Origin of the sequence: Massilia alkalitolerans DSM 17462, from assembly GCF_000427785.1 — a bacterium.
Classification (GTDB): Bacteria; Pseudomonadota; Gammaproteobacteria; order Burkholderiales; family Burkholderiaceae_D; genus Telluria; species Telluria alkalitolerans.
Genome location: NZ_ATYR01000030.1, coordinates 30527 through 43610 on the forward strand (window position 1 = coordinate 30527; position 13084 = coordinate 43610).

Below are 13084 nucleotides of genomic sequence, written 5' to 3' on the forward strand. Positions count from 1 at the left end.
TGGTCTATGGTATTGGTGCGGCCGCGCCGCGGCTGCGCCTCACTCCTCAGGAGCATGCCATGTCCATTCCGGCCTTCCGCACCTCGCTTCCTCACCTTTCCGATTCCCAATCCGACCATGCCGCCCGCGCGGCCGGCGGCCCAGACAGCGGCCGACGGCGCTTCGTCCTCGGTGTGCCGGCCCTTGCAGGCAGTCTTGCCCTCGCACCCTTGGGCGTATCGGCGCAGCAGCTGCCCGGCTGGTGCGCAAGCTGGGGATGCGCACCGGCCGGGCCCGCCCCTGCCGGCAGCTACTACGACTACAATTTCAGCGGGCAGACGATCCGGATGTTCATCCGCGCCAGCATCGGCGGCAATCGCGTGCGCGTGCGCCTGTCCAACCAGATGGGCAGCGCGCCGCTCGCCATCGACGCCGCCTGGATCGGCCTGCGCAGCAGCGCGCAAGCGGTGATCGCGGGATCGAACCATCCGCTCACTTTCGGCGGCAGGAGCACCGTCACCATCCAGCCCGGCGCCCATGTCCTGTCCGATCCCCTGTTCTTCCAGGTCGCGCCCTTCGCCGACCTCGCCATCAGCCTGTATTTCCCGTCGAGCGCGCCGGCCAGGGCCAGCACGCTGCACCGCGATTCCTGGTCGTCGACCTACGTCGCATCTGGCAATGCCGCGGCCAGCACCACCTTCTCGACCACCCGCAGTTTCGCTTCCTGGGCCTTCCTCACCGAAGTGGACGTCGACGTCGGCGCGCCCTGCGTCGTGGCGATCGGCGACTCGCTCACCGACGGCCAGGGCAGCACCGTGAACCAGAACCGGCGCTGGCCGGACTACCTGGCGCGGCGGCTGCAGGCCGAACTGGGCACGGCGGGACGCATCGGCGTGGTGAACCGGGGGATTGCCGGCAACCGGCTGCTGGTGGACGACCCGAACGCGCTGCTGGCCGGCCACGACGTGCTCGAGCGCTTCGATCGCGACGTGCTCGCCACGCCCGGGGTGCAGGCCGCGATCGTGGCGATCGGCATCAACGACATCATCCTGGCATCCAGTTCTGCCCTGACCTCGATGCGCGATAACCTGGTCAACGGCTACCGCCAGCTGATCATGAAGGCGCGTGCGCGCGGCATCACGATCCTCGGGGCGACGCTGCCCCCGATCCAGGGCTCCGGGCGCAACTCGGCGGCGCGCGAGACGGTACGCCAGCAGGTCAACAGCTGGTTGCGCTCGCCCTACGCCTTCGACGCGCTGGTCGATTGGGACAGCGTGCTGCGCGACCCGCAAGCGCCGACCTACCTGCGCAGTGCCTACAACAGCGGCGACGGGCTGCACCCGAACGATGCCGGCTACCAGGCCCTGGCGGCCGCCGTGCCGCTCAGGGAGTTGGCGTCACTGCGTGTATGACGGTGTCGGGAGCCAGCGCTTGTAACAGGGTGTAATTTCGGGCGGTACAGTGCACGGATTTTTTTATCATGGTGGCATCAGGAGGACCGCCATGAAGAAACTCATCATTGTTACCGCGTCGCTGGCCGTGCTGGCCGGCTGCGCCGCGCCGGGCCCGAACTACTACGGCAGCCAGGCTTATCCGCGCTCGGGCGATCCGAGCCAGTGGCAAGTCGTGTCGGTGACACCGGTGCCGCTGGGCACGGGCGCCCGCGCGGCCGCGAGCGGGGACACCGGGACGACCACGACCTATGGCTCTGCTCCGGTGGTCGTGCACCAGACGCCGGTCTATGTGCAGCCGGCGCCGGTGTACGTACCGCAGCCGGTGTACGTGCCGGAACCTGTCTACCAGCCGCGTTACTACTACCCGCCGGTCTCGATCGGCCTCGGCTTCAACTTCGGCCGCGGCTGGGGGCACCATCGCGGCTGGGGTGGCCACATCGGGACGCGCTTCCCCTACCATTGGCGCCGCTAAAGGCGTGCACGTAAAAAAAGGCCGGCAGGGATGCCGGCCTTTTTCATGGGCGAGGCCCGGATCAGTGGCCGTGGTGCTGGCGCTCGTACTCGTCCGCCTCCGCCTTGGTGGCGTGGACGATGCCGTCCGGATGCTCCGGCGGGGTGTACAGGGTGTACAGGCGCATCGGCTCGGTCTGCGAGGTATTGATGACGTTGTGCTCGGTGCCGGCCGGGATCACCACCGCGACGCCGTCTTCCAGCTTGTGCTCCTCGCCGTCCAGGATCGCGACGCCCTCGCCCGCTTCGACGCGGATGAACTGATCGTGGCCTTCGTGGTGCTCGAGGCCGATCTCCTCGCCCGGCTGCAGGGTCATGATGACCAGCTGGCTGCGCTGGGTGGTGTAGAGCACCTCGCGGAAGTTGTTTCCGGCAAGGGTTTTCTCTTCGATATTGATGCTGTAGCCCGACATTACTTTTCTCCTGATAAATGCGCACGGCTGTTGCCGCCTCGTCCACATTGTATAAGAGCCAAACAAAACGCGTACGACGGCGCTAGCGGGAACCGAACAGGTCGTGGGCATCCAGCAGCGCATAGGCGATCTCGGGGTGCTCGGTCAGGCAGCGGCGCACCGCCGCCGGCACCGATTGCCGCGCCTTCTTGCACAAGCCCGGCTTCTCTTCCAACACCACGATGATGCCGCGCACGGTGCGCACCTCGTTCGGGCCCGGTGCGATGCGCAGTTCGGCGCCCAGGTTCTTGCGGATCAGTTCCTGCACGTGCTTGAGGTCTTCGTAGCTGCTCACGCGCTCGATGCGCTCGACCAGCTTCTGCTCCTGCTGGCGGGTCAGGGCGAGAGGCCGGTGGTCGGCCTGCGGGTCGGCCATGACACGGTCGCGCTCGCACACGCAGGCGCCCGGCGGGCACTCCGTGCGGACGGGGAAAGGAAACGGCGGAAGGTGCTCGCTCACGCTGTCATGGATGGGAGTCAGGGGTCGGCGGCAATTCTACATCAGCCGGAGCCGCCGCCACGCCCTGCAGGAGGGCTGCCATGCGCGCATGGTGCGAGCCTTTCCAGTACACCCGGCCGCATTGCCCGCAGGTGGTGAACTCCTCGTGCAGCTGCGCCACCCGCGGGGGCAGGCGCTCAAGCACCATCGCCTTGGCGACCGGGCGCAATGGCAGGTTGCAGTGCAGGCACAGCGAAAAGGGACGCATCCCGGGGCCCAGGCGCAGGCGCGCGAACAGTTCGCGCAGCTGGGCTTCCGGCGCCAGCGCGTGCAGGTAGCAGCCGTGTTCGACGCTGCGGCGCTTGAGCAGCGCGCGGTCGCGCGTGAGCAGGATCCGCCCTTCCTCGCGCGCGATGCGCTCGATCTCGTCGTCGTGGTAATGGTTGTCGTAGAGCGTGTCGTAGCCGGCCATGCGCAGCAGCCGCGCCAGCGCGCCCAGGTGGGCGTCGGCCACGAAACGCGGACGGCCTTCCGGCAAGGGGCGCAGGCGCTGCAGCGGGCGCACGTCGAGCACCCCGAAGGCCGGGTAAACCGCCACCCGGTCGCCCTCGCGCAACAGGTGCTCGAAGCCGCTCGAGACGCCGTTGACCAGCAGCAGCTCGACTTCGGTATGCGGCACGCCCAGCGCCTCGATCATGTGCTTGGCCGTGGCCTCGCGCGCGCAAGGCGTGCTGAACGCGCGCCCGCGCCGTTCGCGCGGCAGGAAGTCGCCCAGCACGTCGTAGAAGCGAAAGCTGGCGGTCACCATGGCGCCGGCGGTATGGCGGACTCGTCGAGCACCTGCCCGTCGACGCCGTGCAGCAGCTGCAGCGCGTTCGGCACGGCCTCGAAGGCCGCGGTGTTGTCGAACACGCACCAGCAGGTGCGCCCGGCCGCCCGCTGGCGGTCGAGCTCGCGCCGTACCGACTCGACGTACTCCGGCGAGTACCTGGAGTAGTAGATGCGCGGCGTGCCGTGCAGGCGCACGTAGACCGCGTCGCTGCTGGTCGGCACATGCGGGCCGGGCTGCCCGGCCGCCGGGTCGGCGATCACGCGCGTGACGCGGCTCTCCACCAGGAGCTCGGTCGCCGCGTCCGAGAACCAGCTCGGATGGCGCGCCTCGAACGCGACCGTAGTGCCGAAGATGGCGTGCAGTTGGCGGAAGAAGCTGCGCGCGGTCTCGTCGACGAAGCCGAACTTGGGCGGCAGTTGCACCAGCAGGCAGCCCAGCTTCTCGCCCAGCTCCCCTGCCTCGGCGGCGAACTGCACCAGCAGCGGTTCGACGTCTTCCATGCGGGCGTCGTGCGTGATCGCCCGCGGCACCTTGACCGCGAAGCGGAAGTCGTCGGGCACGCAGGCGGCCCACTTGGCATAGGTCGCCGGACGGTGCGGACGATAGAAGGACGAGTTGATTTCGACCATGGGGAACACGGCGGCGTAGCGTTCGAGGTGGCTGCCTTCGACGGGGAAGGAAGCGGCATCGGCCTTGGGCAGGCTCCAGCCGGCACACCCGACCAGCAGGCGGCCTGGCAGGTTTGCATCCGCTGTTGAATGAGCTGTCATAAGCATGGCAAAGATGGCAATGGCTCCATTCTACGAAACGCGCCGCGCGGGCGGCGCATGATGTTCGGCTTACAATATCGGGGTGTATCAACGAAGGAGAACCCGATGAGCGAACCGATCCATATCGTCTGCCCGCAATGCGATGCGGTGAACCGGCTGGCGCCCGAGCGCCTGCGCGATGCGCCCGTGTGCGGCAAGTGCGCCCAGGCCCTGTTTACGGGGCGCCCGCTCGAGGTCGACAGCGCGCGCTTCATGAAACACGTCGGGCGCAACGACATCCCGGTGCTGGTCGATTTCTGGGCCGAGTGGTGCGGTCCCTGCAAGATGATGGCGCCGCACTTCGCCCAGGCGGCGCAGCGGCTCGAGCCGGCGCTGCGCCTGCTGAAGGTCAATACCGAGCGCAGCCAGGACCTGGCGGCACAGTTCGCGATCCGCAGCATCCCGACCCTGGCGCTGTTCCGCGGCGGCCGCGAACTCGCGCGCCAGTCCGGAGCCATGGATGCCGGCCGCCTGGTCGCCTGGGTCGAATCGCAGCTGAGGTGAAACCGCAGAGCCGGTCTTGAAGAAACCGCCGACGGCCCTCATGTTGGCAAAACGGCAGCACTCGCTGCTACAATCGTCGCGTACGGGGCGTTCCCGTGTTCCTCTAAGGAGAAAACTGATGTCGCAAGACCTGGTAATGGATCGCGGAACCGAGGACGCCAAGCAGTTCGCGCGCATCCTGTACATCGCCCACGCCCTGACCTTCCTGTTCTCGGCCGGCATGCTGTCGCTCCTGGTGCTGATCGTTAACTACGTCAAGCGTCCGGAGACCCAGGGCACCATCGTGTACTCGCACCACACCTGGATGATCCGGGCCTTCTGGTGGTACCTGGTCTGGTCGGTCCTCGCCTGGGTGCTGGCGATCACCATCATCGCCATCCCGATCGCCCTGCTCGTGTGGGGCGCCGCCTGGCTGTGGGCCGCCTACCGCATCATCCGCGGCTTCCTCGACCTGAACAGCAACCGGCCGATGCCGGTCTGATGCCGGCTTGATGTGCGGGGCGGCGTGCCCGCCTCGCAGCCGGAATGCAAAAAGGGACGTTCGCAGCACCGCGAACGTCCCTTTTACACACTTGTCGTTGCCGTCCAGCGCACACCGAAGGACGTCACAGAAACCAGCCCTTACAGCTTGGCCAGCGCCTGCTCGATATCCGCGATCAGGTCGCCCGTCTCTTCCAGGCCGATGTTGAAACGCACCAGCACGCCCTGCTCCTGCCACTGGCTGCGGATCGCCCGGATCCGGTAAGGCATCACCAGGCTGTTCGGGCCGCCCCAGCTGTAGCCGAGGCCGAACAGCTGCAGGGAGTCGACGAAGCGGTCGGTCTGTTCCTCGGTATAGCGCGGGTCGAACAGCACCGAGAACAGGCCGCCTGCTCCCTGGAAGTCGCGCTTCCAGTTCTCGTGGCCGGGGCAATCCTCGAAGGCGGGGTGCAGCACCTTGGCAATCTCCGGGCGCGCCTTGAGCCAGGCCGCCACCTGGCGTGCAGCCAGGTCGTGCGCCTCGAAGCGCAGCTTCATGGTGGGCAGGCCGCGCATCACCAGGTAGGCATCGTCGGCGCTGACGCCCAGGCCCAGGCGCATGTGGGCCTGCGCCAGGCGTTCGTTCAGCGCACTGTCGCGGGTGATCACGGCGCCCATCAGGAGGTCGGCGCCGCCCGACTGGTACTTGGTCAGCGCGTGCATCACAATGTCGGCGCCGGCGTCGAAACCGCGCAGGGCCAGGCCGGCCGACCAGGTGTTGTCGAGCGCGACCGGCACGCCCTTCTCCTTCGCGGCCCTGCAGATGGCCGGCAGGTCGGGCACTTCCATCGAGACCGAGCCCGGCGCCTCGGTCCAGATCAGCTTGGTGTTCGGCTGGATCAACTCGGCGATGCCGCTGCCCACCATCGGGTCATAGAAACGGGCGCTGACGCCGAAATCCTGGGACAGCCAACGTCCCAATTCGCGGTTCGGGTTGTAGACGTTCTCGGGCAGCAGCACGTCGTCGCCGCTTTTGAGCAGCGCGAAGTTGATCATCGCGATCGCCGACAGGCCGGAAGGCGCCAGCAGGCAGTGCTCGCCGCCCTCGACTTGCGCCAGGCGCGCTTCCAGCGTGAAGGTGGTCGGCGTGCCGTGCAGGCCGTAGGTGTAGGCGCTCTTGTCCTTCCACTGCCCGGAGCGCATCGCGGCGACGTTCTCGAACAGGACCGTCGAGGCGCGGTGCACGCCAGGTGGGAAGGCGTCGAAACCGCCAGGCACCTGGTAGTCGCTGTGGATCAGGGAAGTCTGGACGCTCTTCCTGCTCATGCCACGGTGGCCCACAGGTCGTGGGCGTCGGCGCGGGTGATCACCACGTCGATGAACTGGCCCACTTGCGGCTTCGGCTTGCCCGGCTGGAGGGCGCGCTTGATGTGGACCACGCCGTCGATCTCCGGCGCGTCGGCGGCGGTGCGGCCGATGGCTTCACGGGCGCCGACCTCGTCGACCAGCACGCGCATGGTCTTGCCGACCTTGGCCTGCATGCGCTTTAGAGAAATCTCTTCCTGCAGCAGCATGACGCGGGCGCGGCGCTCTTCGCGCACGGCTTCCGGCACCGGGTTGGCCAGCTCGTTGGCGGTCGCACCCTCCACCGGAGAATAAGCGAAGCAACCGAGGCGGTCGATTTGCGCTTCACGCAGGAAGTCCAGCAGGTATTCGAACTCTTCCTCGGTCTCGCCCGGGAAGCCGGCAATGAAGGTCGAGCGGATGGTCAGGTCCGGATTCATCTTGCGCCATGCCAGGATGCGGTCGAGGTTCTTCTCGCCGCTGGCCGGGCGCTTCATGCGCTTGAGGACGTCCGGGTGGGCGTGCTGCATCGGGATGTCGAGGTAAGGCAGCACGTGGCCGTCGCCCATCAGGGGGATGACCCCGTCGACGTGCGGATACGGATAGACGTAGTGCATGCGCACCCAGGCGTCGTACTGGCGCGCCATCTTGCCCAGTTCCTCGGTGAGCTGGGTCATGTGGGTCCTGACCGGGCGGCCGTTCCAGAAACCCAGGCGGAACTTGACGTCCACGCCATAGGCGCTGGTGTCCTGCGAAATGATCAAGAGTTCCTTCACGCCGGCCTTGAACAGGTTCTCGGCTTCCTGCAACACCTCGTGGATCGGGCGCGAGACCAGGTCGCCGCGCATCGACGGGATGATGCAGAAGCTGCAGCGGTGGTTGCAGCCTTCCGAGATCTTCAGGTAGGCGTAGTGCTTCGGAGTCAGCTTCACGCCGTGGTCCGGCACCAGGTCGACGAAGGGGTCGTGCGGCTTCGGTAAATGCAGGTGGACCGATTCCATCACCTCGGCGACCGCGTGCGGGCCGGTCACGGCCAGCACCTTCGGGTGCACCTTGCTGATGATGTCCGCGCCGTCCGCGTCCTTCTTGGCGCCAAGGCAGCCCGTGACGATGACCTTGCCGTTCTCGGCCAGGGCCTCGCCGATCGCATCGAGCGATTCCTGCACCGCGGCGTCGATGAAGCCGCAGGTGTTGACGATCACGAGGTCGGCGCCGTCGTAGGACTTGGCGGTTTCGTAGCCTTCGGCGCGCAGCTGGGTCAGGATTTGCTCGGAATCGACCAGCGCCTTCGGGCAGCCGAGCGACACGAAGCCGACCTTGGGCGCGACCGTGCCGGCGGCCGGGCTCGGGATGACGAGCGGCGCGGCTGCTTCGGCGACGGCGGCAGCGGTGTTGGCGGAGGCAACGGGAATACGACGAAGTTCGGTCATGGGCGGACGACAAGGAATCTGGGCAATCCGCGATTGTACCCGAAGCGGGTGTGCCGGTGGAACCTGGGGGGATGTTTGCCGGCCCGGGACCGGGCCGGCGGATGTCTCGAAAAGACGACTTCTTGCTAGGCTGATTACTTCTTGTCGTTCGGCGGCGTCATGCCCGGGAACGGGAAGGCGCCGAACATCGCCTTGCTCTGGTTCTGCATCTGCTCCTGCATCTGCAGGAACAGGTTCTTCGACTGGTCGATGTAGTTGTTCATCATGCCCTGCATCATCGGGCCCTGGACGTTCATGAACTGGGTCCACATTTCCGGGCTGAAGGGCTTGCCTTCGAGGGCGCCGGCGGCGTTGCTGGTGAACTTGTTCTGAATGTCGGTGAAGGCCTGCACGTTCTTTTCCAGGTAAGAACCCATCATGCCCTGCATGGCGTGGCCGTAGTAGCGAATGATCTGGGCCAGCACCGAGCTGGAGAACATCGGGATGCCGTTGGCCTCCTCTTCCAGGATGATCTGGAGCAGGATGCTGCGGGTCAGGTCTTCGTTGGTCTTCGCATCGACGACGGTGAATTCGTCGGCGTCGAGCACCAGCTGCTTCACGTCGGTCAGGGTGATGTAGGAACTGGTCTGGGTATCGTACAGACGGCGGTTCGGGTATTTCTTGATCAGGCGTTCAGCACTCTTTTTCACACTGCTCATCTCATGTCTCATCGTTGTGCGTTGCGGTAGCGTGGACCGCACGCTATTTTTTCGTGATTGGTCACCAGAAAACCCGGCCCGTGGGCCGTGCCGCGCGGCAATTTTATTGCCTTACGGACGGACAAGCCCACACCATACCACGACCCGCGCGCAGGTGCAGCAATTATTAGACTACAAACTAACGTGATGATTTTGATATGTACAGCGACTGGAAAGCCACCCGCCGTACAGGGATGCGTTCAGTCCGCACGCGCCTTGACGTAGCGTCCCGGCGCCGCCTCGAGCGGCTGGTAGCGTTCGTTCCCGAACGCGCTCGGGGCCGGCACGTCCGCGCCGCCATGTTGCGCCAGGAACCTGGCCCACTCCGGCCACCAGCTGCCTTTCTGCTCGCTGGCACCTGCGAACCAGGCCTCGGCCGTCTTCGGGCGCGACTTGCCCGCCTTGTCGTTGACCCAGTAGCTGCGCTTGTTCTTTGACGCCGGATTGATCACGCCCGCGATGTGGCCCGAGGCGCCCAGCACGTAGCGGTTGGCCTTCGCGTTCTTCGGGTTGAGAAGATTCATCGAGGCGAAAGCCGCTTCCCAGGGCACGATGTGGTCTTCCTTCGAGCCGTACAGGAACACCGGACAGTCGATCCTGCCCAGGTCCACGGGCACGCCGCACACGCTCAGGGCACCCGGCACTTTGAGCTTGTTCTCGAGGTAGGTATTGCGCAGGTACCAGCAGAACATCGGGCCCGGCAGGTTGGTGCTGTCGGCGTTCCAGTACAGCAGGTCGAAGGCCGGCGGTTCCTTGCCCTTGAGGTAGTTTTGCTGGACGTAGTTCCACACCAGGTCGTTCGGGCGCAGGGCCGAGAAGGTCGTGGCCAGGTCGCGGCCCGGCATCAGGCCACCGCCGCCCAGGGTCTGCTCGCGCAGCGCCACCTGGGCCTCGTCCACGAAGACTTCCAGCACGCCGGTGTCCTGGAAGTCGAGCAAGGTGGTGAGCAGGGACAGGCTGGCGGCCGGCTGCTGGCCGCGCGCAGCCAGCACGCTGAGCGCGGTGGCGGCGATCGTGCCGCCGACGCAGAAGCCGAACACATGGGTCTTGTCCTGGCCGCTGATCTCGCGCACCACCTCGATCGCCTTGATCGCGCCCGTCTCGACGTAGTCATCCCAGCCTGCCTTGGCCAGATTGCGGTCCGGGTTGCGCCACGACACCATGAACACCGTGTTGCCCTGCTCCACCACGTAGCGCACCAGCGAGTTTTCCGGCTGCAGGTCGAGGATGTAGAACTTGTTGATGCACGGCGGGATCATCAGGAGCGGCACCGCCTTCACGCTCGGCGTGCTCGGCGTGTACTGGATCAGCTGGAACAGCTCGTTCTCGAACACCACCTGGCCCGGCGTGGTGCCGACATTGCGGCCGACCTCGAAGGCCGATTCGTCGGTCTGCGAGATGCGGCCCTTCTGGAGGTCGGCCAGCAGGTTCGTCAGCCCCTTGGTGAGGCTCTCGCCCTTGGTCTCGATCAGCTTTTTCTGCGCTTCCGGATTGGTGGCGAAGAAATTGGCCGGCGACATGGCGTCGACCATCTGCTGGACCGCGAAGCGGATCTTCTGGCGCTCACGCGGGCCGGCCTCGACGGCGTCGGCCAGGGCCAGCATGAATTCCGAGTTCAAGAGGTAGGACGCGGCCGAGAAGCTCGAGAGCGGGTGCTCGCGCCATTCGGAGCTGGAAAAGCGCCGGTCGTGGATCTCGGGCGTCTTGCCGCTGACAAAATCCTGCCACAACTGGCCGGCCTTCTTGAGATAGTCGTCGCGGATGCTTTCCAGCTTCGCCGGGGCGATGCCGGCGCCGAAGTCCTTCAGCACGCCGGCCAAGGGGTTGGCGCCGAAGGCATTGGCGCCGGCGGCGGGCGGGGTCATGGCCGGCATCGTCATCCAGCCTTGCCAGACGCTCGGGTCGGTGAACTGGCTCATCCAGGAGGCGGCAAAAGCTTGGGGGTCAGGCATGTTCATGTCAGCGTCCGTTGTTTAGAATCGGGGTACAGAATAAAAACCTTGGGGAAAGCTCATGTGGATCGTCGCCGTTGCCTGGATTTATGTCGTTGCCCTCATGGCAGCGACCGAACCGACCGTGGTGCACGGCGTGATGACGTTCCTGTTCTATTGCGCCCTGCCATTATCCATTCTTTTTTATCTCACAGGGTCAAAACGACGGCGTGCGCGGCGCGAAGCGCTGGCCCGGAGCAACGCGGCAGCGGCTTCGAACGACGCGTCGGGCGGCGCGGGCGACTGAACATTCTGCCCCCGAGCCCGCAGGCTCACTTGAGCCAGATCAAGCTGGCCTGGCGGCCCGTGACGTGATCACGGCGGTAGGAATAAAAACGCTCCGGCGCACTGAAGGTACACATGCCCCCGCCATGGACGCGGGTCACGCCATCGAGCGCCAGCATCAGGCGCGCCAGCGTGAACATGTCGGCCAAAAATTTTACCGGTTGGTCAAATTTCGGCTTGAACGCGGCCAGGGTGGCCTCGCCCGGCATGGCGGCCAGGAAGGCGTCGCGCACATCCTCGCCCACCTCGAACGCCTGCGGGCCGATCGCCGGCCCCATCCAGGCGGTGATCTCGCCGGCGTCCAGGGCGCGCATCGCCCGCACTGTCTCGCCCAGCACGCCGCCGGCCAAGCCGCGCCAGCCGGCGTGGGCCGCGCCGACCACCTTGCCCTCGAGGTCGGCGAACAGCACCGGCAGGCAGTCGGCGGTGAGAATCGCGCACACCACGCCCGGCTCGGCCGTCACGCTGGCGTCGCCGGTACGCACCGGCTGGCCTGGTCCCACCGTGCAGGCGTCGACCACGTCGGCGCCATGCACCTGGGCGATCCAGGCCGGACGGCCCGGCAGCCAGGCCTGCAATCGCTCGCGGTTGCCGCGCACGGCCTCGGGATCGTCGCCGCAGTGCATGCCGAGGTTGAGGCCACCGCCGCCTTTGCCGTCGTCGTACGGGCCCTGGCTCACGCCGCCGTCACGGCTGGTGGCCAGTGCGCCGACGTTCCCGGGCAGGTCGGGCCAGTCCGGCCATACCAGAGCGCAGCGGTCCATCACTCCTCGCTGTCCTCGTCACCTGGCTCTTCGATCCCGGCCCTGGCGATCAGCTCGGCAAAGTCGGCGGCCAGCGGCACGGTCCATTCGCAGGGTGCGCCCGTGCCCGGATGCACCAGGCCGAGGCGGCGCGCCTGCAGGGCCTGGCGGTGGAACACCGGCACCAGGTGCTGCTTGCCGTAGACGGCGTCGCCCACCAGCGCGAAGCCCAGGTGCTGCATGTGGACGCGGATCTGGTGGGTGCGGCCGGTCTCCAGGCTGCAGCGCACCAGGCTCACCGGGCGGCGGTCGAGGTTGCCTTCGGCGACGCGCTTGAAATGGGTGATGGCGGGCTTGCCGAACATGCCCGTCGACACCGCCATCTTGACGCGGTCGCGCGGGTGGCGGCCCATCGAGGCATTGATCGTGCCGGACAGCTGCGGCGTGCCCCAGACCAGCGCGAAATACTCGCGCTTGACGGTGCGCGCCTGCAGCTGGCGCACCAGGTCGGTCTGCGCCGCCAGGGTCTTGCCGACCACCATCAGGCCGCTGGTGTCCTTGTCGAGACGGTGCACGATGCCCGCGCGCGGCACGCCCACCAGTTGCGGGCAATGGTGCAGCAAACCGTTGAGCAAGGTGCCCGACCAGTTGCCGGCGCCCGGGTGGACCACGAGTCCGGCCGGCTTGTTGATGACGATGATGTCCTCGTCCTCGTGGACGATGGAAAGCTGCATGGGCTCGGGCGCGAAGGCCGTGTCTTCGGGCGCCGCCTGCGGTTCGATAAGCACGGTTTCGTCGCCGTAGGCGGTGTCCTTGCCGCGCGCCGGCTTGCCGTCGACCTTGACGAAGCCGCCTTCGAACCAGAGCTGCAGGCGGCTGCGCGAGAACTGGGGCACCAGGCCGGCGATGACCTTGTCGAGGCGTTGGCCGCAGACCTCGGGCGTGAGCTGCAGGGTGATCGGAGAGAGGTCCGGACCGGCGGGGAGTTCGAACCCGATCTCATCGTCGAGGTCAGAGTCTACAGGCATTTCCGCCGAATTCGGCGCAGGAGTTAATATCACGTGAGTCCCATCGGCTATAATCAGCCGTTCGTTGAATCTAGGTAAAACTTTCTTG

The 13084-nt window shown here is 66.5% G+C and carries 15 protein-coding genes; 5 read left to right on the forward strand and 10 right to left on the reverse strand.

Going from position 1 to position 13084, the window contains the following annotated elements:
- Positions 1–59: 59 nt before the first annotated feature.
- Together YWC_RS0122500 and YWC_RS0122505 are read left to right on the forward strand one after the other, a co-directional pair.
- Entirely contained in the window at positions 60–1391 is a 1332-nt protein-coding gene (locus tag YWC_RS0122500) for an SGNH/GDSL hydrolase family protein (protein ID WP_084416534.1), read from the forward strand.
- A 91-nt stretch (positions 1392–1482) separates the two neighbouring features.
- A complete protein-coding gene (locus YWC_RS0122505; protein ID WP_027867414.1) occupies positions 1483–1905 on the forward strand; it encodes a hypothetical protein in 423 nt (140 codons plus the stop codon).
- Between the two features lie 61 nt (positions 1906–1966).
- Here YWC_RS0122505 and YWC_RS0122510 read toward each other — a convergent pair whose 3' ends face one another.
- The 4 genes from YWC_RS0122510 to YWC_RS0122525 all read right to left on the reverse strand — a co-directional run bounded on the left by YWC_RS0122510 (position 1967) and on the right by YWC_RS0122525 (position 4436).
- Positions 1967–2356 carry a cupin domain-containing protein gene (locus tag YWC_RS0122510; RefSeq protein ID WP_027867415.1) on the reverse strand — a complete coding sequence of 130 codons (390 nt, stop codon included), beginning with the start codon at positions 2354–2356 and terminating at the stop codon, positions 1967–1969.
- Positions 2357–2438: 82 nt separating this feature from the next.
- Positions 2439–2855: a hypothetical protein gene (locus YWC_RS0122515; protein WP_027867416.1), complete on the reverse strand. Its 417-nt coding sequence runs from the start codon at positions 2853–2855 to the stop codon at positions 2439–2441.
- A 4-nt stretch (positions 2856–2859) separates the two neighbouring features.
- Complete coding sequence (locus tag YWC_RS30420; RefSeq protein WP_051306669.1) at positions 2860–3642, reverse strand: Mut7-C RNAse domain-containing protein; 783 nt, start codon at positions 3640–3642, stop codon at positions 2860–2862.
- Positions 3636–4436, reverse strand: a complete 801-nt coding sequence (locus YWC_RS0122525) for a DUF72 domain-containing protein (RefSeq protein ID WP_051306670.1) — start codon at positions 4434–4436, stop codon at positions 3636–3638. The genes YWC_RS30420 and YWC_RS0122525 overlap by 7 nt, the downstream gene beginning before the upstream one ends.
- Positions 4437–4541: 105 nt before the next feature.
- Between YWC_RS0122525 and trxC the strand changes: the two genes are divergently transcribed.
- Both trxC and YWC_RS0122535 read left to right on the forward strand, forming a co-directional pair.
- Entirely contained in the window at positions 4542–4979 is a 438-nt protein-coding gene (gene trxC, locus YWC_RS0122530; protein ID WP_027867418.1) for a thioredoxin TrxC, read from the forward strand.
- A gap of 118 nt (positions 4980–5097) precedes the next feature.
- A complete protein-coding gene (locus YWC_RS0122535) occupies positions 5098–5460 on the forward strand; it encodes a DUF4870 family protein (protein ID WP_027867419.1) in 363 nt (120 codons plus the stop codon).
- 140 nt (positions 5461–5600) lie between these two features.
- Here the strand turns inward: YWC_RS0122535 and YWC_RS0122540 are convergent, their stop codons facing one another.
- From YWC_RS0122540 to phaC, 4 genes are all read right to left on the reverse strand, one after another.
- Complete coding sequence (locus YWC_RS0122540) at positions 5601–6764, reverse strand: cystathionine beta-lyase (protein ID WP_027867420.1); 1164 nt, start codon at positions 6762–6764, stop codon at positions 5601–5603.
- The gene (gene rimO / locus YWC_RS0122545) at positions 6761–8212 is read right to left on the reverse strand and encodes a 30S ribosomal protein S12 methylthiotransferase RimO (protein ID WP_211238993.1); all 1452 of its coding nucleotides are present in this window, start codon (positions 8210–8212) and stop codon (positions 6761–6763) included. Before rimO ends, YWC_RS0122540 begins: the two co-directional genes overlap by 4 nt.
- A 134-nt stretch (positions 8213–8346) precedes the next feature.
- Positions 8347–8910: a polyhydroxyalkanoate synthesis repressor PhaR gene (gene phaR, locus YWC_RS0122550; protein ID WP_027867422.1), complete on the reverse strand. Its 564-nt coding sequence runs from the start codon at positions 8908–8910 to the stop codon at positions 8347–8349.
- A 239-nt stretch (positions 8911–9149) separates the two neighbouring features.
- Positions 9150–10907 carry a class I poly(R)-hydroxyalkanoic acid synthase gene (phaC, locus tag YWC_RS0122555; RefSeq protein ID WP_027867423.1) on the reverse strand — a complete coding sequence of 586 codons (1758 nt, stop codon included), beginning with the start codon at positions 10905–10907 and terminating at the stop codon, positions 9150–9152.
- 55 nt (positions 10908–10962) lie between these two features.
- Between phaC and YWC_RS0122560 the strand changes: the two genes are divergently transcribed.
- Positions 10963–11187: a hypothetical protein gene (locus tag YWC_RS0122560; protein WP_027867424.1), complete on the forward strand. Its 225-nt coding sequence runs from the start codon at positions 10963–10965 to the stop codon at positions 11185–11187.
- 25 nt (positions 11188–11212) lie between these two features.
- Here YWC_RS0122560 and pgeF read toward each other — a convergent pair whose 3' ends face one another.
- Together pgeF and YWC_RS0122570 are read right to left on the reverse strand one after the other, a co-directional pair.
- Positions 11213–11989: a peptidoglycan editing factor PgeF gene (pgeF, locus tag YWC_RS0122565; RefSeq protein WP_027867425.1), complete on the reverse strand. Its 777-nt coding sequence runs from the start codon at positions 11987–11989 to the stop codon at positions 11213–11215.
- A complete protein-coding gene (locus YWC_RS0122570) occupies positions 11989–12996 on the reverse strand; it encodes an RluA family pseudouridine synthase (RefSeq protein WP_051306671.1) in 1008 nt (335 codons plus the stop codon). Before YWC_RS0122570 ends, pgeF begins: the two co-directional genes overlap by 1 nt.
- Between the last annotated feature and the right edge of the window lie 88 nt (positions 12997–13084).

What these genes read in the sequence shown, in the direction of transcription:
- YWC_RS0122500 (WP_084416534.1), top strand. Translation starts at nt 60, where the DNA reads ATGTCCATTCCGGCCTTCCGCACCTCGCTTCCTCACCTTTCCGATTCC.
- YWC_RS0122535 (WP_027867419.1), top strand. Translation starts at nt 5,098, where the DNA reads ATGTCGCAAGACCTGGTAATGGATCGCGGAACCGAGGACGCCAAGCAG.
- YWC_RS0122570 (WP_051306671.1), bottom strand. Translation starts at nt 12,996, where the DNA reads ATGCCTGTAGACTCTGACCTCGACGATGAGATCGGGTTCGAACTCCCC.
- YWC_RS0122540 (WP_027867420.1), bottom strand. Translation starts at nt 6,764, where the DNA reads ATGAGCAGGAAGAGCGTCCAGACTTCCCTGATCCACAGCGACTACCAG.
- YWC_RS30420 (WP_051306669.1), bottom strand. Translation starts at nt 3,642, where the DNA reads ATGGTGACCGCCAGCTTTCGCTTCTACGACGTGCTGGGCGACTTCCTG.
- trxC (WP_027867418.1), top strand. Translation starts at nt 4,542, where the DNA reads ATGAGCGAACCGATCCATATCGTCTGCCCGCAATGCGATGCGGTGAAC.
- pgeF (WP_027867425.1), bottom strand. Translation starts at nt 11,989, where the DNA reads ATGGACCGCTGCGCTCTGGTATGGCCGGACTGGCCCGACCTGCCCGGG.
- YWC_RS0122505 (WP_027867414.1), top strand. Translation starts at nt 1,483, where the DNA reads ATGAAGAAACTCATCATTGTTACCGCGTCGCTGGCCGTGCTGGCCGGC.
- phaC (WP_027867423.1), bottom strand. Translation starts at nt 10,907, where the DNA reads ATGAACATGCCTGACCCCCAAGCTTTTGCCGCCTCCTGGATGAGCCAG.
- rimO (WP_211238993.1), bottom strand. Translation starts at nt 8,212, where the DNA reads ATGACCGAACTTCGTCGTATTCCCGTTGCCTCCGCCAACACCGCTGCC.
- phaR (WP_027867422.1), bottom strand. Translation starts at nt 8,910, where the DNA reads ATGAGCAGTGTGAAAAAGAGTGCTGAACGCCTGATCAAGAAATACCCG.
- YWC_RS0122510 (WP_027867415.1), bottom strand. Translation starts at nt 2,356, where the DNA reads ATGTCGGGCTACAGCATCAATATCGAAGAGAAAACCCTTGCCGGAAAC.
- YWC_RS0122560 (WP_027867424.1), top strand. Translation starts at nt 10,963, where the DNA reads ATGTGGATCGTCGCCGTTGCCTGGATTTATGTCGTTGCCCTCATGGCA.
- YWC_RS0122525 (WP_051306670.1), bottom strand. Translation starts at nt 4,436, where the DNA reads ATGACAGCTCATTCAACAGCGGATGCAAACCTGCCAGGCCGCCTGCTG.